Raw genomic sequence first — 16,802 nt, 5'->3', positions numbered from 1 at the left:
TCTCATCGCTAGATTACGTGAATAGACGAATAGACAGTAAACCTGCAAACAATAAAACCGCTTCCACTGCTTCGTTCAAAGCCCCGTACGTATCTCCGGTTAAACCGCCAAGCTTGCGGTTAAGCCACCTCGCCATTATCGATCCTGTAATCAGAGTAAGCAATATGCAACCCGCCAGGACAAGCAGGGTCTCACTCCAATAAAAGCCGTTAAGAGTTGTGCAGATGACCGTCCCTACTATCGCAGCAACAAATCCCGCTGTCACTTGCCGCGATGAGGCCAAATGAAACAATGCCCCGATGCCTTCTCCTTGTCTGGCATTCGGCCAGCCAGCAATGGCTGCCCCCATCCACCATCTGCTCCAGATCGGCCCTACAGCCAGCAGGGACAGCGCGTGAACCCCGTCACCCTGTCCCGTCCATTCTGCAAGCAAAGTGAATTTGAAAAGCAATAGCAATACCGCTGCGATCACACCCATTGCACCTACGCGGCTGTCCTTCATAATCTCAAGCATACGCTCCCGCGGCCGATGGCTAAGAACGCCATCCGCCGTATCCATCCAGCCGTCCAGATGCAGGCCGCCGCTTAATGCCGTCCAAACGGCAAGCAGCAGTACCGCTGCAGGCATGGCAGGCGAGAATAGGTCCAACACGGCAAACCCTCCTGCAAGGAAAGCTCCAATGAAGAAGCCAGCTGCGGGAAAATAAATAACTGTCCGTGCGAGCATGACAGATTCGAAGGGAACCGTCATCGGAACCGGAATCCGTGTAAGAAATTGAAGAGCTGCTGCCGCAGCCTGTCCATGCCGTTTCAAAGCAGACATAACCATACCCCTAACACTCCAGCCATCATAAGAATACTTACCGAGTACAAGAGCCGGACGGACCGGATAATATCATAGGGCTCCATCGTTCTAAGCGGCCAGCCCATTCTTGCGCGCTCGCTTGGCTCGCCAAAATAATAATTGAGGCCGCCAAGCTCGATTCCGAGAGCTCCGGCAACAGCCGATTCCGGTATTCCGCTGTTAGGACTAGGATGGCGGCGTGCAAACCGGCGGACCGATGACCATGAGCGGGCTGCAGACATTCCTTTATTCAGACCTGCAGCTAACGTCAGCATTAGACCTGCTAAACGCGCCGGAATGTAATTCAGAACATCATCCGTCCGGGCGGAACACCACCCGAAGTTTACATAACGTTCATTACGGTAACCAACCATCGAATCGAGTGTATTCGCAGCCCGGTACAGCATTGCCAGCGGCGCACCACCAAGTAGAGCAAACAGAATAGGCGATACGAACGCGTCCACGGTATTTTCCGCTACCGTCTCTACGGCTGCCCTTGATGCTTCGGAAGGCGTAAGATGAGCCGTATCACGGCCTACTATATAGCCGACGTATTTACGCGCATCTTCCAGGTTATCGGCAGCGAGCGGACGGTAAACCAGCATAGCAGCTTCCTTAAGTCCTTTTACCGCAATAGTCGTGGAAATAAACCAGGCGCTGACCGCGTAACCAAGCCATGGATGGATCCAGGCAGCCACCTCCGTGATCCCCAACATGATGCTAAAAGACAAAATGAGAGTAACAACGGTCAGGATGATTCCGAAGCCCTTTACCCGCCTCGCGCTTCGCCTCTCTTCCTTCCTTCGAAGAAGCTTTTCCAGCATGCGAATAAGCCGACCGATCCAGATAACAGGATGGGTCGGCCACTTCGGATCGCCGATGATCCAGTCTATAACAATAGCTGCGGCAGTGAGCAGCAGCGCTTCCTGCAGGGAATAAAAGATCATAAGCTCTCCCACCGAAACTGCAAGGCTTTGAGCTCAACCGGTATACCTGCGGTCACAAGGAACACTTTATCCGCCAGAGCCGCCATCCGCTGATTCAACCGACCTGCCTCATCGCGGAATCTTCTGCCGAGCGGATAAGCCGGAACGATACCGTCCCCTACCTCATTCGTAACGAGTATAAGCGGAAAAGCATACTCGTTTGCTGCTGCTGCCAGCTCCTCGATCCATTCAATCATCCAGGATTGAGCTTCTGCGGCCGGAGCGGATTTTTCCCGTTCTTCTGCTTCCATGAGAACATTCGTCAGCCACAAGGTTAAACAATCCACTAGAACAACGGGAGCCGTGTTCCCTTGCTTTGTCAGCTCCGCTGCTTCAGCAGCCAACTGCCGGAGCCGGCTTGGAAGCTCCAACGGCTCCTCTACCGTTACCCACCGGAAACCGCCTTGTTCACGGTTCTCCCGGTGCAGCGCGATCCGTTCGGCCATCTCTTCGTCCCAGATACGGCTTGTCGCGATGTATACACCCTGCTCGCCAAGCCTCCCAGCAAGCTTCTCGGCGAAGGAGCTTTTGCCGCTTCTCGCTCCGCCAGTTACCAAAATAGCCATCTTCGCCGCACCTACTCTCTGGAAACCCCTGCACTCGCAAAGGTTGCCATCTCTTGCATCAGCTTTAAAGCTGCATCAATGAAATGGAAGCAAAGCACTGCGCCGGTTCCTTCGCCAAGCCGCATGTCCAGCTGAACCATCGGGGACAAGCCCATCGATTCCAACACTACCGCATGCCCCTGCTCCTGGGACAGATGGGAGGCGAACAAAAACGGCTTCGCTTGCTCAGCCAGCCGCACGGCAACCAGTGCTGCAACAGACGAAATAAATCCGTCAATAACAACCGGACAGCCGTTCGCTGCTGCGCCAATAATAAATCCGGCAAGTCCCGCAATCTCGGCTCCGCCTACCTTCGCAAGCACATCGAGCGGATCTGACGCATCCGGTTGATTGACGGCGATAGCTCGTTTGACGACTTCGATTTTATGACGCCAGCTCTCATCGTTAATCCCTGTTCCTCTGCCAACGGATTGTTCAGGCGATAAACCTGTCAATACGGTTGTAAGCGCCGCGCTTGGAGTTGTGTTGCCGATGCCCATCTCTCCCGTTGCGAACAGCCGATAGCCTTTCTCCGCCAATTCTTCGGCCACTTGAACGCCGGCCATCAACGCCTGAAGCGCTTCCTCCCTGCTCATTGCAGGCTGCTTGGCCATATTGGCCGTACCCCGCACGACCTTCCGGCTGAGCAGATCCGGATGCTCAAGATCGGCATTCACACCGATGTCAACGCAATAGACATCTGCTTCAGCTTGCCTAGCAAGGACATTAACTGCCGCTCCGCCACCCAAGAAGTTCAGCACCATCTGTGGGGTCACTTCCTTAGGATAGGCGCTGACGCCTTCCTCGCACACGCCATGATCACCCGCCATCACAACAACCGCTTTACGGCTCAGATCCGGCCACAGACTGCCCGAAATCCCGGCTAATCGGAAGGCAATCTCCTCAAGCTTCCCCAGACTGCCCGTCGGCTTCGTCAATTGATCGGAATGAGCCTTTGCATCAAGCGCAGCTTGTTCATGAAAGGGCGCAATCCGTCCGATGACTTGGTCCAAGGCTTCCTTTAACTCTTTCTCCATACAATCATACCCTCTCTATCTAAAACATTCTATGTCACTTTCATCAAACTCACAGCCTCCTGCAAGCTTTCCTGCTTCCTCGGCTGCAGCAATATTTGCGGGGTTCCGGTTAACGGATGCGCGACGATGGAAGCTTCCGTCTGATAGACCTCCCGGATCAAGGAGGCGTTTAATACATCCGAAGGCGTTCCCATTGACGCGATACCGCCTTGATGCAGGACGATAATCTGATCGCAATACAAGGACGCCAAATTCAAATCATGCAGGACGGCCACAACCGTCAAGCCTCGATCACGCTGCCATTGACGGACGGTATCCAGCAGTTGTACTTGATAACCGATATCCAGATACGTCGTTGGCTCATCCAGCAAAATCACTTCCGGCTCCTGTACCATTACCTTCGCCAGTGCGACCCGCTGGCGCTCACCGCCGCTAAGCTGATCGAGCGGACGGCTCGACAGCTCCGACAATCCCATCGAATCCAGAGCTAAGTCAATCAGTGCGGAGTGATCCTCCCGTTCATCGCCAAACCAGTTCTGATAAGGGAATCTTCCCATCTCCACAACCTGACGGACGGTGAACCCTGCAGGCGGCAGACCACCTTGCTGCAGCACAGCCAGACGTCTTGCCAGTGCCTTTCGGGGGTAGTTCGACATGCTCACGCCATCAAGACCAATCTCGCCCGATGAGGGCTTCATAACGCCGGACAACAGCTGAAGCAAAGTGGATTTACCTACGCCATTAGGTCCGATAATGCCATGAATTCGGCCGGATTCCATCTCGAACGACACGTTATCCAGTACAGGCCGGCCGTTTACCTTCTTGCTCAAGCGTTGAACCGAGATCATAGGAAGCCCTCCTGTCCTTTTTTGCGCCGGTACAACAAGTAGGCAAAGAATGGCGCTCCTAACAATGCGGTGACTACGCCAAGCGGAATTTCCTTCGGAGCAAGCGCTATTCTGGCGATTGTGTCCGACCATAAGACGAAGATTCCTCCGCCAATAGCGGAAAGCGGTATGAGCAGCCTATAATCCGGACCAACCATAAGCCGGATAAGATGAGGGACAACAAGGCCTACAAATCCGATAACGCCGCTGACGGATACAGCCGCTGCCGTAAGCAGCGTTGAACCGATCAGGACTATCAGTTTCGTCCGTTCAACCCGGATTCCCAGATGGGCAGCATGCCGCTCGCCAAGCACAAACAGGTTCAGCGCTTGTCCATAGGCAATCAGAAGCGGCAGGCCAATGACAAGGCAAGGAAGAACGACATAGACATCCGCCCAGTTTTTCATAGCCAGTGATCCCATCAGCCAGAACAGGATCTGGTTAATGACATCGTCAGACATCGACACCATAAACGAAACAAACGCACCAAGGAAGGATTGAATAATAACACCGGACAAAATCAAAGTCTCAATCTGCATAACGCCCCTGCTGCGTGCCAGGAAAAATACGCCGAGCAGCGTGAGTGTTCCTGTTGCGAAAGCAACAACCGGTATCGTCCACTCGCCAAGCAAAGCCTGATAGCCGAACAAAATAAGAAAAGCCGCCCCAACCGAACTGCCGGACGACACGCCTAATGTATACGGATCGGCCAGCGGATTGCGCAGCACGCCTTGAAAGCCCGCTCCCGCAAGACCAAGACACGCGCCAACCAGGACGCCAAGCAACACGCGGGACAGCCTTACTTGGGTTACAATTGCAATTTCACCTGCGCTCCAATGACTGCCCGCGTCATCCGTCCAAGGAAGCTGATGCCAGAGTATACCCCATACATCGGCAAACGGAATGATCGATGAGCCGATCGATAGGCTTCCTACGATAGAAACAGCAAGAAGGAGCATGGCTGCTCCTCCATAGAACGCTATTTTTCTTTTCATATTACTTCACGAGATCCGGATGAAGAATCTTGGCAATTTGCAGCAGTGCATCCGCAAGGCGCGGACCTACGCGGGCGGTCTCGTCATTGCCAACCTCAAACATTTGCTTGTTCTTCACAGCATCGATGGCATCCCAGCCTGGTCGGCTAGTAAGGCCGGTAACGATCGGGTTCGGATCCTCTCCCAGATCAGGATAAAGGATGATCGCAGGATTCTGCTTCACTACTTCTTCTGCGCTTACTTCGTACCAGCCTGCTTGCGCAGCACCTACATTGGTACCGCCGGCAATCGTTAACAGCTCATCCAGGAACGTACCCGAGCCTACTGTCCAGCCCGGCGAGAACTCCAGATAAACGAGCTTCTTGGGAGCATCCTTCACGGCATCGGACACCTGCTGCTTCACTTCGCGCATATGCGCTGCGACCTGGGCTGCTTCGCTGTTCTTATTCATAATTTTACCGATTGTTTCGATTTTGGCAATCGTTTCATCATAAGTCAGCGGATCAGTTGCTAGAACCTTAATGTTTAACTTGCGAAGCTGCTCAACCGCATCTGTATTCATAGTCGAGGAAGCCACAACAAGATCGGGATTAAGGGCGGCTACCGCTTCAATGTTCGTTGTCATATCGCCTACTTTAGGTTTAGAAGCCGCTTCTTCCGGATAATTGCTGAAGCTGTCGACGCCAGCTACCTCGTTGGCTGCACCAATCGCGTACAAGACTTCCGTTTCGCTTGGCGCAAGAGATACCACCTTCGTTGGCGCTTTCTCAAACACCAACTCCGTACCCGTTGCATCCGTAACTTTAACCGGATAGACCGATTCCGTCGCAGCAGCCGGACTTTCGGAAGGCTGCTCGCTTTGAACAGGCGATGCCGATGCGTTGGCATTTCCCGTATTTGCATTTTCGTTCGTGTTCGCCTTATTGCCGCATGCCGCCATAAAGACCAGCATAGCTGTGAGCATTACTGCAAGAATAAATTTCGTAAACCTTTTGTTTCTCCCTGCCATTGATTCCAAGCACTCCTTCTGGTTTTTCTTAATTTGACAATAAAAAAGGCATTCCCGGCAAGGTGCCGGAAATGCCGGAAGTCCATTTTGCATACGCAAAACAGGACTAATTCCCTCATTCCAACACTCCCCTAATTCCACGTAGGTACAGCGTTCATGCAAACAGGCAGGTCTCCTGACTCGAAGCATATGGGCCAGCGTCTTCCCGGATGGATATCCAGTGACTTATGCTGACTTACAGGCCTAAACATCCCTCTCGCGAAGGCTTAGACCGCTTCTTACAGTGGCGGGTCCGTGCCGGATTTTAACCGGACTTCCCTATTAAGCTTGCAACAGCCGATCAGCTCTTGCAGCACCTGTTAGACGAATATTCAATTTCGACCAACGTAACTATACCACCCATATTCTAGAATTGTCCAGCTACTTTTCTTAGCCTTGAGCCAAGACGGATCGCGTTGCCGACAACCGATACCGAGCTGAATGCCATTGCCGTCCCCGCCATCCACGGCTGGAGCATGCCGCAGGCGGCAAAAGGAATAATGAAGGCGTTATAGATAAAAGCAAACGTCAGGTTTTGCCGGACATTGCGTACGGTCAAACGGCTGATCAGCAACGCTTCAGGCAGTGCTGTCATCCTCGGCTGCAGCAAGGTGATATGGCCTGCGGTTAATGCCGCATCCGTTCCATCCCCCATCGCAAGACCAACATCTGCCGCCGCCAAAGCCGGAGCATCATTCCAGCCGTCACCGGCCATGCCAACCTTGTAGTCCTGCTCCTTCAGCCGGTCAATCAGCTTCAGCTTATCTTCCGGCAGCATATTGGCATATACCTGCGTTGGTGTAATACCCGCCGTTTGCGCAGCACTTAATGCAGGGGCTGGATGATCTCCGGTTGCGAGCAGTACGGTTACCCCTGCTTTCCTCAGCCGGGATACGGCAGTTTTGGCGTACGGCTTGACCGTATCCAGGAAGGAAATCGCCCCAATCACCCGGTTATTGTCCGCTACATAAAGAACGGTCTCTCCCAGCTTCTGGCGCTCCTCCGCATAGCTTTGTATCGACGGGCTGCTGAAGCTCCAATGCCTGGAGGCTGCAAAGCTGGCATTACCGATTCCGATCCTCCGCTGCTCGACGAATGCCTCAACGCCTTTCCCCGTCGTGTAGGCAAAATCGACAGCCGCAGGCGGTACAAGCCCGGCTTGCATCGCATCGGCACGGATGGCGATGGCTAATGGATGGGTAGAATTCGCTTCAACGGCAGCGGCAAGCCTCATTAGTCCTTGTTTGCTTCCAAGCGTGGTATGGACGCTGCTCACTTTCGGCTTTCCTTCGGTTAAGGTGCCGGTTTTATCAAGTACAAGCATGTTAAGCTGGGCTAACCTTTCGAGTGCACCCGCTTCTTTCACCACGATACCTCTCTTGGCCAAACGGCCCGATGCAACAACGAGAGATATTGGAGTTGCCAATCCCAACGCGCATGGACAAGCCGCCAGTACAACAGCAACGCCGCAGCGAAAAGCTGTCGTCCAATTGCCCGGATCCGCTATGGTGACCCATATCACAAATGTACCCAGCGCAAGAAAAAGCATAGCCGGAACAAACCATGCGGATACCGTGTCGACCTGCCTCTGAATCACTGACTTTGACCGCTGTGCCTGCCTGACCAAATCCACGATTCGGCTCAGCATGGTGGCATAACCGGCTGCTGTTGTGCGAATGCGCAAAGCGCCGCTCTCATTTTTTGTGCCCGCCCACACCTGATCACCGGAGCGCTTGGCAAGAGGCACGCTTTCCCCTGTCAGCAAGGACTCGTCTACTTCGGAATCACCGCTTGCGATGATGCCGTCAACGGGAATGATTTGCCCGGCTTGTACGATGACATAATCGTTCTCGCGTACAAACTCCGTTTTGATCTCCATTTCCACGCCGGCCCGCTCCACCTGGACAACCGTATTCAGCAGCTTGCTGTAGCCCGATGCATCTTGCTGTGCCCTTGAAGTAACCGAGGCCTCAATAAACTTGCCCAGCAGTACGGCCGTTATAACAACTGCTGACGTCTCGAAATATAAGGGAACCTCGTGCGCATATAAAGCGGTACGGTCCGCATTAAAGACAAGAAAATGACTATACAGGTAGGCTGCAGAGGTTCCGGTTGCCACCAGCACATCCATGTTGGTTGCACGTGACCGAATCGCATGATAAGCCCCGATATAGAATGGCAAGCCAATGACAAACTGGATAATCGTCGCTAGTCCAAGCTGAAGCCAGGGATTAGTCAGAATTGCCGGAAGGTCAATCTGGGCAAAAGGAGCCAAATGCTGCACCATAGCCGTAAGCAGCGGGGCTGTCAATAATAACGAGACTATAAGTCTCAGCCGTAGCCGGCTTCGCTCTTTTTCAAAGCCTTCCTTCGCATTTTCCGGCAGATCCGCCTTAAAGCCCAGCTTGCCGATCTGCTCCATAATGGCCGATGGCTGGATCGTCCCCGGCATATATTGCACCCAAGCTGTACGCGCCGAATAGCTGACGGCTACCGCTTCAACGCCAGGCATTTTGCCGACACTCTTCTCTATTCTGGCCGCACAAGCGGTACAGCTCATCCCCTGCACGGATAAATCTATCGTAATCCCTTTATCATCCATTCGCATCACCCGCCTTCCGCTTGTCCATTTGCTGCCATCGAACAAGCTCCTGCGTTAATTTATATGACTCGAATGGGATGACCATGCTTAAAACCTTGGCATAAAAAAAAGCGTGCCATGGAGGCACTTTCCTCCATTAAGCACGCTTTATCCTTATTTGCCGTATGCGACCTCGCCGTTCCAAGCAAGCATGCCGCCTGTCATATTGGTAACGTTGTAGCCTTGCGCATGAAGGAAGTCACAAGCTCGTCCGCTGCGTCCGCCGCTGCGGCAGACCAGAATAAGCGCTTCTTCCTTCGGCAGCTCTTCATAACGCTCCCCGAACTGCGAGAGCGGCAGGCTGACCGCTTCCCCGATATGTCCCGCTTCCCATTCATCGTCTTCACGCACATCAATGAGGTGCAACTTCTCGCCGTTCTTCAGGCGCTCTTCTACTTCTGCTGGTGTAATCTCTGGATACACTTCATTCCACTCCTTCGAATTTCTTCAGGATCTTCGACTCATATTGCTGAAAAACCGGTGATTGCTGCAGCCCGCGGGCATCCATGAGCATTTTGTATCTCAGCTCTTTCTCGGTCAGCTTCTTCTTGAGGACAGCTTGTTCATCCGGATTCTGGCATAGGCGAATCATATCGCGGAGGCTGACGATTTCCTTCTTCACAACCATCTCTTCCGGGATCATTCCGGCGTTGCTTAGAAGCTTGTAGGCGACCCGAAGCTCCTCCGGTACATGCGAGTTATCCTCCAGCTCAAGCGGCTGGCCTTTTCCTTGCAGGTTATCGAACTCACCCTTTGCCATCGCTTCCTGGATGCGCTGTTCCACTAATGAGGACATGTATTCCACGCCTGATCCCGCCTCTCTGTCATAACCTATAAGTCCGCACGGCTTTCTCTAAGAATTGTAACGAAAAAGAAGCCTCCCGGCAATCAGAAGCTTCTCTCTCTTCTTGTTATTAAATTCGGACAGCCGTACCGCTTACGGCAACCATCAGCATACCGTCGCGCACAACCTCGTAGTCAATGTCGATGCCAACAATGGCATTTGCCCCAAGCCGGGAAGCCTGATTTTTCATTTCGGCAAAAGCAACATCTCTTGCTTCCTTCAGCTTGCTCTCGTAAGCGCCGGAACGTCCGCCCACAATATCTGTAATGGAGGCGAAAAAGTCGCGGACAACGTTGGCCCCCATAATCGCTTCGCCCGTTACAATTCCTGAATACTCGACAATCGGATGTCCTTCAATCGTTGCTGTTGTTGTTACTAACATGATAGTTACCCCCTCCCGGAAATATTGAAACAGATTATAAAAAGTGATACGTCACAACTCTAATAAACGTTTCATTTAGCACCAAACTAAAAGGAGCAGACTATGGCCGAATTTCCTCCAACTGAACATCTCTCACATCGCCTGTATCTGCAGTCACAATGACGCGGACCCGTACGCCAAACTCCGACCCCGCTCCTCTAAGCCACAACCTGAACCGCTCTTCGGAATTCGAGCCAGCCGCAGCAAAACGTCCCTCATATTTGTAGTCGATGATATCGGCATCCGGATATTGGTTAGCCGCTTCCTGCATCGCTACCCTGCCGTACTTGGCGTAGGAAGGTTCTGCGTGCACAGCCGAAGGAGCTGCAAATCCCATAAAGGCGACTAAAATCATATAGATCAATGGTGTTCTTATCATGTTTGCCATTAAGCCACCTCGCATTCCACATTTTCACGTCCGTCTCCTGTTAGTGTGGCTGTACAAAGGGGCAAGCATACATGACTCACACCGGCTCCAGCATGGGGGCGTACATCATAACGGCTTCGTTGCCTGTGATAAACTCCTCGCCTAGCAAACCGCCTTCCTCCAGCTCATATTTCCGGCGATAGATCGCATTGCTTCGTACATAACCGCCCCATGGCTTAAGTTCAATCCGGTGGTCCTTCTCAACGACCTCATACCGGTATTTCACCGGCAAGGATGAGCGCCATTCCCCGACCAGCTTATCTTCCGTCAGCCCCACCACTAATTGATAAGGCTCGCCGGTTGGATTATGAATCTGAAGATCCAGATAATTATAGGCACAGGTTGCACCGCTCCCGAAAGGCTGTGTACGTCCTGCATCCGGAAACACATCATAGCTGTGGCGATGCCGTTCCATAACCTGCAGCGGCGTATGCAGCGTCATCCAGTAGATCAGATTGGACATCTGGCACAATCCTCCGCCCACTCCCGATTTGTAGCCGCCATAAAATAAAACCATGCCGTCTACATACCCTTTCCGCCTCGTGGGTTTGCCAATCGCACGCCAATAGGAGAAGGTTTCACCGGGCATCAGGACGATGCCGTTCAGCTTTGCTGCCGCGAGGCGCAAATTCATTACCTTATTCGTCTGCAGCCACATCTCCACGTTCCGCAGCGGTCTCATCAATGGGGTTGCATGCGTAAAAACAACATAAGGCAATGAAAGCTCCTTGTTTATCCGTGCCAGCTTGCTTTTGCTGAACAGCCATTTAACCCGCCTTTTATTCGTAAACCACCATTTCCCTGCCATCAGGCGCAGGTATGAGCGTTTGATCGGACGATGACGCATAAGATTGTTCAACTTCCCTTTCTCCCTTCACAGAATTCCAAATTTGTTCAGAGGCCATATCCGGTACACGGCTTTTCCTTCAATGCTGGAGAAGGCGATCGGCCCAATGGTCCGGCTGTCCGCGCTATGCTCCCGGTTGTCTCCCAGAACAAACAACTGCCTAGGGGCAACCGTGTACGGGAATTGCATCCCGAGCGGCATAGTCATTCCTTCCGCGTAAGGCTCCGATAGCAGCTGTCCGTTCAAATACACTTCTCCATCCCGGACATCAAGAACATCGCCGGGCAGGCCAATTACTCTTTTTACTAGGCGCAAGGGGCTTTCCGGTCCATGGATAATCACGATATCTCCATGCTCCGGCTGATTGAAGCGGTAGGACCATTTGTCCTCGATCAGGCGCTGGCCTTCTGCAAGCGTTTTTTGCATCGAGATATTATGTACTTCCGCTTGTGCGTAAACATAGTTTTGGAACAACAAAGCGATAACGGTGGCGGCTATAATCGAGATCAGCCACTCTCTCAGCTCCCTCAGCACCTTGGTCTTTCTGGTTAGTTGCATATCCATTCCCTTGCACCCCTTGAAGAAATAGGAATTCAACATAACCAACACCTATAACGTCAACGCCCGGAAGAAAGTTACCTGGGCCGCAAAAATATCCGTGACAGGTGTAAGGCATGTCTTATAAAGTAGATTTATATGAGGGAGGTAGCAAGAATGGAACCATCAACACGGTCACAGCGACTACTTTTTATGACGGTAACGTTATTGTTCTGGATTTCGATGTATACGTACGTGCCGACATTGTCGCCCTATCTGAGCACCAGGGGACTGTCGCTTGACCTGATCGGGATTGTGCTTGGAAGCTACGGATTCGTCCAATTGTTAATCCGTTTTCCGCTTGGGATGCTGTCAGACCGGTGGGGAAAAAGAAAGCCGTTTATCCTTCTCGGCATGCTCGCTGCCAGTATCAGCTGTCTCTTGTTCATCATTCCGGGAAGCTGGTTATGGCCTCTGGCTGGCCGTGCGATGGCCGGGTTATGCGCGTCGACCTGGGTCGCTTTTACGGTCATGTATGCGAATTATTTTGCGGCTGAGGATGCGACTAAAGCAATGGGAAATATCAGTGTGATGACCGTATCCGGCCAGATGATCGGCATGCTGTTAAGCGGCTGGATGTCGGATGGAATTGGAGCGGATGCTCCGTTTGTGCTGGGGGCGGTGATCGGAGGAATTGGCCTCTTGCTTGCGCTTGTTATTCACGAACCGGCCAAACCGCTTCATGAGCGGAGCGGCATATCGTTCTCCATGATTCAAAGCGTAATCCGCACGAAGCTGCTATTGCAGGTGGCCCTGCTGTCTTTGCTGGCCCATTGCGTGCTGTTTATTACGATGTTCGGGTTTACGCCGTTAAAAGCGGAGGCCATGGGCAGCAGCGGACTCGAGCTTACTCTGCTCGTATTTGCCTTTATGGCGCCTCATGCCCTCGCTTCCATGTTTACGGCAAGCTGGTTTGCTCCACGCTTCGGGAACTGGACAACGATTGGCGTAGGCTTTATCCTGAGCGCCATCTGTACCGTCTCGATCTGCTATGTGCATTCCATCTGGATTCTCATGCTTACGCAAGTGGTAAACGGCTTCGCTCAGGGGCTGCATATCCCTCTGCTTCTTGGTCTTGCCATCCGGGACGTGGATCCTCCCGGCCGGGCTACCGCCATGGGATTGTACCAGGCGGTATATGCGGCAGGAATGTTCGCTGGGCCGTTCCTAGCAGGCTGGCTGAACGAAGGCTGGGGATTAAACAGCGGGTTCGCGCTTGGCGGTGTATTTGGCTTCATCGCCGCCGTGTTATGTCTGGTCTACTACAGCTCTGACCGGAAAAGAGCGAAACAATTAAGGTGATTAATTATTAATTCACTTAATTAATAAAAGCAAGACTGCAGCAGCGGCAGCTGCCAGGATGATGAGAACATCCTCCCTGCCGAACCGCAGCCGGAGGCCCTGCGTTGGCTTTGCTAAAGGATGGCCGATCCCGCGTGCTTCCAGCGCATCGGCCATTTGCTCCGCCATACGCAGGATGGAACGGATGTAGGGCACCATCGCGGGCAGCAGCATCCGAAACGGAAGCGAGCCAACAGGTGTTGTTGCCTTGCCGCGCGCATGGGCAATCTTGACGTAACGTCCCCATTCCCCTGCGAGCAGCGGAATAAAGCGGAAGATTAAGGTAACCGTTAGAGCGACGGACATCACCGGTACTTTAAAACGGTTCAGCCAGCCGAAGGTTTGCTCCAGGCTGCGCTGGACGCGCAGCGGCGTCACAAGCGCCATAAGCGGCAAGCCAAGCATCATGACGAGTATAAGGCCGCTGAAGCGCTGAATGGTTTGCAGCGCCGGATCCCAGTCAAAAGAGAACGGACTCAGATGCAAACCCGCAATAAAAGCAATAATGGCTGTCATGATCACGTAGGCCCGGATGGCTTTCATCCAGGGCCTTATTTGTGCCCGCAGCGGGATGAACACCGCCAGTGATATTGCGGCTCCGACGGCAAGCCCCGCCCAGCTGTGCTGGAGCAGGATGGTTGTGGCGAGCAGCAAGTACGCGGCGATAAGCGCCCGCGGATCAAACCGCGAAGCGAGCCGGCGGTTTGAATTTGGAGCCGCGGCGGGCGCAGCTTGCGGCTCCCGGGCCGCTGCAGCAGCTGCTGAGGTTTGTGCAGCTGCTGCAGCGGCGGCTTGCAAGGACGGGCGTTCCGCCGTCCTTGAGCCGTTGGCGGCGCGCTGCGCCGCCAACAGCGCCGCGAGCTCGCGCGGCGCCGGCCAAGGCGCGCCGCTTGGCGAAGCCGGCGGCGCAAAGCCTGCCGCGCGCAGCTGCGCCAGCGCGCGCTGCGCCTGCGCGCGCTGCGCCTGCGGCGCGGCGGCCTCGTGGGCGTGTGTCTCCGCCCACGAGGCCGCGGGAGCCGCTTCGCGGACGGTGCCGCCGGCGATCACGGCGACTTCGTCCGCGAGCGGCAGCAGCGCGTCGAGGTCGTGCGTTGCTACGACCGCTCCGCGCCCCGCCGCCCTGTGCGCGTCCAGGATCGCGCACAAGCGGCGGATGCCGTCGGCGTCTAACCCCGCCGTCGGCTCGTCGAGCAGCAGCCATTCCGGCTCGCATGCCAAGAGGCATGCCATGGCAAGCCTTCGCTGCTGCCCGCCGCTAAGCGTCCAGGGATCGCGCTCCAGCAGCTCCGATGGCAACCCTGCCTGCTCCATCGCATCCGCGATCCTTCTCTCCCTTTCCTCTGCTCCTGCGGAATAGGGTCTTAAAGAATATTCGAACTCTTCCTTAACCGTTGAAGCAAACCATTGCGATTCCGATTGCTGCAAAGCAATGCCGGTATTCATCACTATCGTCTTGTTTAACCTTTGCTTTTTCCCCCCGCTTTGCCAGAGCGGTTCACTTCCTTGATCGATCTGCCCGCCAGACAAGCGTCTTAATCCGGCTAATGTCTCCAGTAAGGTTGATTTGCCCGAACCGTTATGACCAATCAGCAAGGTAACAGCTCCTTTGCGGAAGGTAAGATTAATACCGCTAAGCAGCTCCTTCTCCGGTTCGTTAGGAGCAGCAACTGCTACCTGCTTCAGCTTCCAATCCCCTGTCATAGCGGCGTCACCGCCTTAGCCAGCATCTCCGGAGTCATAGGGATCGGTCGCAGGTTTACTCCCAGCGCCTCAAGCTCCCATGCGGTCTGAATTACATAAGGGGCCGTAAAGCCAAGCTCTTCACAAGGACTAAGGCCGCTCATAACCTGCCGTTCAAACAGCTTTTCGGCTTCTCCGTCAAAACGCAGCTCTCCTTGCTCCAAAGCCACAACGCGGTCGCCAGGGGCAAGCTCCTCCAGCTTCTGCGTAATCCAAATGACGGTTACTCCGCCGTTGTTCAGCTCCCTTACCTTATCCATTACATGAATACAGGCTTCCGGGTCAAGCATGGCGGTCACTTCATCAAGAATCAGCATCGGCGACTGCACCGCCAGACATCCCGCAATAGCTGTCAGCTGCTTTTGCCCGCCGGATAAAGTCTCTACAGGCTGATGCATCCGTGCATGAAGACCGGTCTGACGAAGAGCATTTTCAGCTATACCGGCAATTCGCATTCCTTCTACACCATGCTGCTCCAGCATCATCACCACGTCTTCCCACGGCGTTGATCCAACCATAGAAGCGTCAGGCTGCTGCAACACGATCGGAACCTGCCCCGTCACGAATCGGGACTGGTCTTTGTAAAACTTGCCTTCCGCATGCCATGCACCAAACCCGGCGATGAGCCTGGCCAGCGTGCTTTTCCCGCTTCCATTACGTCCTATCAGGTTCATCCATTCCCCTTCCGCAATGGATATTGAGATATCCTTGAGCAGATAAGGCTGGACTTTCATTTGCTCCCCATATGTAAGCGGCTTAACCGACACATTGGTCAGCTCAGCCAAATATTTTTCCGAAAACATGGTTTCAACCTCTTCCCCAAATGATAAAGCTGTGCTAAAATCCGATTTGTTAACCTAATTAGAATATATACGGTTAACAATTGAAACGCAATAACAAAAGGAGTCGATTCCCCTATGCGCACAAGCAGTTCTATTCGAAGCACCGTATTTATCGCCCTATTCGCAGCCTTATTTATTGTTATGAGCGCCATCCAGATTAAAGTTGGTTCGTATGTGCCTATTACCCTCCAGACGCTCGCCGTAACGCTGGCAGGAGCTATCCTGGGTCCTCGCAAGAGCTTTATATCGCTAGTAATCGTCATCGCCTTGACCGCGACCGGCCTTCCTCTCTTAAGCGGCAGAGGCGGACTCGAGACGTTAACCGGTCATACGGGCGGATTTATATTCGCTTTCCCATTCTGTGCTTTGCTTGTCGGCTTTGCGACCCAAGCGCTCTTCCGCAGCGAAGCTCTCATGCGCAACCGCATTGTCGCGTTTATCGCTCTATTTATTGTTTTCGAGCTGTTTGGCTCGTTCCTTGCTTATGTGCCTGGTGTACCTTGGCTCATGCATGTCACTGGCCTTGACTTTGGCAAAGCAATGGCAGCCGGCTGCTATCCGTATCTTCCGGGAGACGCGATCAAATCCATTGTTGCCGCCGTTATCGTGTTGTCTCTCAAACCATACATTCTAAGAATTCAATCGTCAATCCTTCCATCCAAGGACGACAACAACCCTATTCATACAACCGCGTAATCTA

The 16,802-nt window shown here is 53.5% G+C and carries 18 protein-coding genes and 1 riboswitch; of the genes, 2 read left to right on the top strand and 16 right to left on the bottom strand.

The features are described from left to right. Nucleotides 1-13: 13 nt before the first annotated feature. The 14 genes from cobS to lepB all read right to left on the bottom strand — a co-directional run bounded on the left by cobS (nucleotide 14) and on the right by lepB (nucleotide 12,146). Nucleotides 14-823, bottom strand: a complete 810-nt coding sequence (gene cobS / locus BM200_RS04565; RefSeq protein WP_342716259.1) for an adenosylcobinamide-GDP ribazoletransferase — start codon at nucleotides 821-823, stop codon at nucleotides 14-16. Beyond that, the gene (gene cbiB / locus BM200_RS04560) at nucleotides 811-1,791 is read right to left on the bottom strand and encodes an adenosylcobinamide-phosphate synthase CbiB (protein WP_091181817.1); all 981 of its coding nucleotides are present in this window, start codon (nucleotides 1,789-1,791) and stop codon (nucleotides 811-813) included. Before cbiB ends, cobS begins: the two co-directional genes overlap by 13 nt. After that, complete coding sequence (gene cobU / locus BM200_RS04555; protein ID WP_091181815.1) at nucleotides 1,788-2,396, bottom strand: bifunctional adenosylcobinamide kinase/adenosylcobinamide-phosphate guanylyltransferase; 609 nt, start codon at nucleotides 2,394-2,396, stop codon at nucleotides 1,788-1,790. Before cobU ends, cbiB begins: the two co-directional genes overlap by 4 nt. Nucleotides 2,397-2,407: 11 nt before the next feature. Then, nucleotides 2,408-3,472: a nicotinate-nucleotide--dimethylbenzimidazole phosphoribosyltransferase gene (cobT, locus tag BM200_RS04550; RefSeq protein ID WP_091181812.1), complete on the bottom strand. Its 1,065-nt coding sequence runs from the start codon at nucleotides 3,470-3,472 to the stop codon at nucleotides 2,408-2,410. A 29-nt stretch (nucleotides 3,473-3,501) separates the two neighbouring features. Continuing rightward, on the bottom strand, nucleotides 3,502-4,320 hold the full coding sequence (locus tag BM200_RS04545; protein ID WP_091181809.1) for a heme ABC transporter ATP-binding protein: 819 nt from the start codon (nucleotides 4,318-4,320) through the stop codon (nucleotides 3,502-3,504). Continuing rightward, entirely contained in the window at nucleotides 4,317-5,354 is a 1,038-nt protein-coding gene (locus tag BM200_RS04540) for a FecCD family ABC transporter permease (RefSeq protein ID WP_091181807.1), read from the bottom strand. Before BM200_RS04540 ends, BM200_RS04545 begins: the two co-directional genes overlap by 4 nt. Before the next feature lies 1 nt (nucleotide 5,355). Beyond that, nucleotides 5,356-6,363, bottom strand: coding sequence for an ABC transporter substrate-binding protein (locus BM200_RS04535; protein WP_245772889.1), 1,008 nt, complete (start codon nucleotides 6,361-6,363; stop codon nucleotides 5,356-5,358). 148 nt (nucleotides 6,364-6,511) lie between these two features. Continuing rightward, a riboswitch (cobalamin riboswitch) is annotated at nucleotides 6,512-6,738 on the bottom strand. 31 nt (nucleotides 6,739-6,769) lie between these two features. Further along, nucleotides 6,770-9,004, bottom strand: coding sequence for a heavy metal translocating P-type ATPase (locus tag BM200_RS04530; protein WP_175532729.1), 2,235 nt, complete (start codon nucleotides 9,002-9,004; stop codon nucleotides 6,770-6,772). A gap of 153 nt (nucleotides 9,005-9,157) precedes the next feature. Continuing rightward, nucleotides 9,158-9,466, bottom strand: a complete 309-nt coding sequence (locus BM200_RS04525) for a rhodanese-like domain-containing protein (protein ID WP_091181799.1) — start codon at nucleotides 9,464-9,466, stop codon at nucleotides 9,158-9,160. Nucleotide 9,467: 1 nt separating this feature from the next. After that, nucleotides 9,468-9,839 carry a DnaJ family domain-containing protein gene (locus tag BM200_RS04520; RefSeq protein WP_425434534.1) on the bottom strand — a complete coding sequence of 124 codons (372 nt, stop codon included), beginning with the start codon at nucleotides 9,837-9,839 and terminating at the stop codon, nucleotides 9,468-9,470. A gap of 118 nt (nucleotides 9,840-9,957) precedes the next feature. Then, the gene (locus BM200_RS04515) at nucleotides 9,958-10,269 is read right to left on the bottom strand and encodes a YbjQ family protein (RefSeq protein WP_091181794.1); all 312 of its coding nucleotides are present in this window, start codon (nucleotides 10,267-10,269) and stop codon (nucleotides 9,958-9,960) included. Between the two features lie 100 nt (nucleotides 10,270-10,369). Further along, on the bottom strand, nucleotides 10,370-10,696 hold the full coding sequence (locus BM200_RS04510; protein WP_175532728.1) for a DUF3889 domain-containing protein: 327 nt from the start codon (nucleotides 10,694-10,696) through the stop codon (nucleotides 10,370-10,372). 76 nt (nucleotides 10,697-10,772) lie between these two features. Then, nucleotides 10,773-11,582 (bottom strand): VanW family protein, encoded by an 810-nt coding sequence (locus tag BM200_RS04505; RefSeq protein ID WP_175532789.1) that lies wholly within the window; start codon nucleotides 11,580-11,582, stop codon nucleotides 10,773-10,775. Between the two features lie 27 nt (nucleotides 11,583-11,609). Beyond that, nucleotides 11,610-12,146, bottom strand: a complete 537-nt coding sequence (gene lepB / locus BM200_RS04500; protein ID WP_245772888.1) for a signal peptidase I — start codon at nucleotides 12,144-12,146, stop codon at nucleotides 11,610-11,612. 150 nt (nucleotides 12,147-12,296) lie between these two features. Here lepB and BM200_RS04495 point away from each other — a divergent pair, with 150 nt between their 5' ends. Then, entirely contained in the window at nucleotides 12,297-13,481 is a 1,185-nt protein-coding gene (locus BM200_RS04495) for an MFS transporter (protein WP_091181782.1), read from the top strand. A gap of 12 nt (nucleotides 13,482-13,493) precedes the next feature. Here the strand turns inward: BM200_RS04495 and BM200_RS04490 are convergent, their stop codons facing one another. Together BM200_RS04490 and BM200_RS04485 are read right to left on the bottom strand one after the other, a co-directional pair. Further along, nucleotides 13,494-15,221 carry an ATP-binding cassette domain-containing protein gene (locus BM200_RS04490; RefSeq protein WP_091181779.1) on the bottom strand — a complete coding sequence of 576 codons (1,728 nt, stop codon included), beginning with the start codon at nucleotides 15,219-15,221 and terminating at the stop codon, nucleotides 13,494-13,496. Continuing rightward, entirely contained in the window at nucleotides 15,218-16,063 is an 846-nt protein-coding gene (locus BM200_RS04485; protein WP_091181777.1) for an ATP-binding cassette domain-containing protein, read from the bottom strand. Before BM200_RS04485 ends, BM200_RS04490 begins: the two co-directional genes overlap by 4 nt. Before the next feature lie 114 nt (nucleotides 16,064-16,177). Here BM200_RS04485 and BM200_RS04480 point away from each other — a divergent pair, with 114 nt between their 5' ends. Next, a complete protein-coding gene (locus BM200_RS04480) occupies nucleotides 16,178-16,798 on the top strand; it encodes a biotin transporter BioY (protein ID WP_091181774.1) in 621 nt (206 codons plus the stop codon). Nucleotides 16,799-16,802 lie beyond the last annotated feature (4 nt).

Origin of the sequence: Paenibacillus catalpae (assembly GCF_900112695.1) — a bacterium.
Lineage (GTDB): Bacteria > Bacillota > Bacilli > Paenibacillales > Paenibacillaceae > Pristimantibacillus > Pristimantibacillus catalpae.
Note: the sequence above shows the minus strand (reverse complement) of the source record. Positions and strands in the feature narration are given on the sequence as shown.

What these genes read in the sequence shown, in the direction of transcription:
- cobS (WP_342716259.1), bottom strand. Translation starts at nt 823, where the DNA reads ATGTCTGCTTTGAAACGGCATGGACAGGCTGCGGCAGCAGCTCTTCAA.
- cbiB (WP_091181817.1), bottom strand. Translation starts at nt 1,791, where the DNA reads ATGATCTTTTATTCCCTGCAGGAAGCGCTGCTGCTCACTGCCGCAGCT.
- cobU (WP_091181815.1), bottom strand. Translation starts at nt 2,396, where the DNA reads ATGGCTATTTTGGTAACTGGCGGAGCGAGAAGCGGCAAAAGCTCCTTC.
- cobT (WP_091181812.1), bottom strand. Translation starts at nt 3,472, where the DNA reads ATGGAGAAAGAGTTAAAGGAAGCCTTGGACCAAGTCATCGGACGGATT.
- BM200_RS04545 (WP_091181809.1), bottom strand. Translation starts at nt 4,320, where the DNA reads ATGATCTCGGTTCAACGCTTGAGCAAGAAGGTAAACGGCCGGCCTGTA.
- BM200_RS04540 (WP_091181807.1), bottom strand. Translation starts at nt 5,354, where the DNA reads ATGAAAAGAAAAATAGCGTTCTATGGAGGAGCAGCCATGCTCCTTCTT.
- BM200_RS04535 (WP_245772889.1), bottom strand. Translation starts at nt 6,363, where the DNA reads ATGGCAGGGAGAAACAAAAGGTTTACGAAATTTATTCTTGCAGTAATG.
- BM200_RS04530 (WP_175532729.1), bottom strand. Translation starts at nt 9,004, where the DNA reads ATGGATGATAAAGGGATTACGATAGATTTATCCGTGCAGGGGATGAGC.
- BM200_RS04520 (WP_425434534.1), bottom strand. Translation starts at nt 9,839, where the DNA reads ATGTCCTCATTAGTGGAACAGCGCATCCAGGAAGCGATGGCAAAGGGT.
- BM200_RS04515 (WP_091181794.1), bottom strand. Translation starts at nt 10,269, where the DNA reads ATGTTAGTAACAACAACAGCAACGATTGAAGGACATCCGATTGTCGAG.
- BM200_RS04510 (WP_175532728.1), bottom strand. Translation starts at nt 10,696, where the DNA reads ATGGCAAACATGATAAGAACACCATTGATCTATATGATTTTAGTCGCC.
- BM200_RS04505 (WP_175532789.1), bottom strand. Translation starts at nt 11,582, where the DNA reads ATGCGTCATCGTCCGATCAAACGCTCATACCTGCGCCTGATGGCAGGG.
- lepB (WP_245772888.1), bottom strand. Translation starts at nt 12,146, where the DNA reads ATGGATATGCAACTAACCAGAAAGACCAAGGTGCTGAGGGAGCTGAGA.
- BM200_RS04495 (WP_091181782.1), top strand. Translation starts at nt 12,297, where the DNA reads ATGGAACCATCAACACGGTCACAGCGACTACTTTTTATGACGGTAACG.
- BM200_RS04490 (WP_091181779.1), bottom strand. Translation starts at nt 15,221, where the DNA reads ATGACAGGGGATTGGAAGCTGAAGCAGGTAGCAGTTGCTGCTCCTAAC.
- BM200_RS04485 (WP_091181777.1), bottom strand. Translation starts at nt 16,063, where the DNA reads ATGTTTTCGGAAAAATATTTGGCTGAGCTGACCAATGTGTCGGTTAAG.
- BM200_RS04480 (WP_091181774.1), top strand. Translation starts at nt 16,178, where the DNA reads ATGCGCACAAGCAGTTCTATTCGAAGCACCGTATTTATCGCCCTATTC.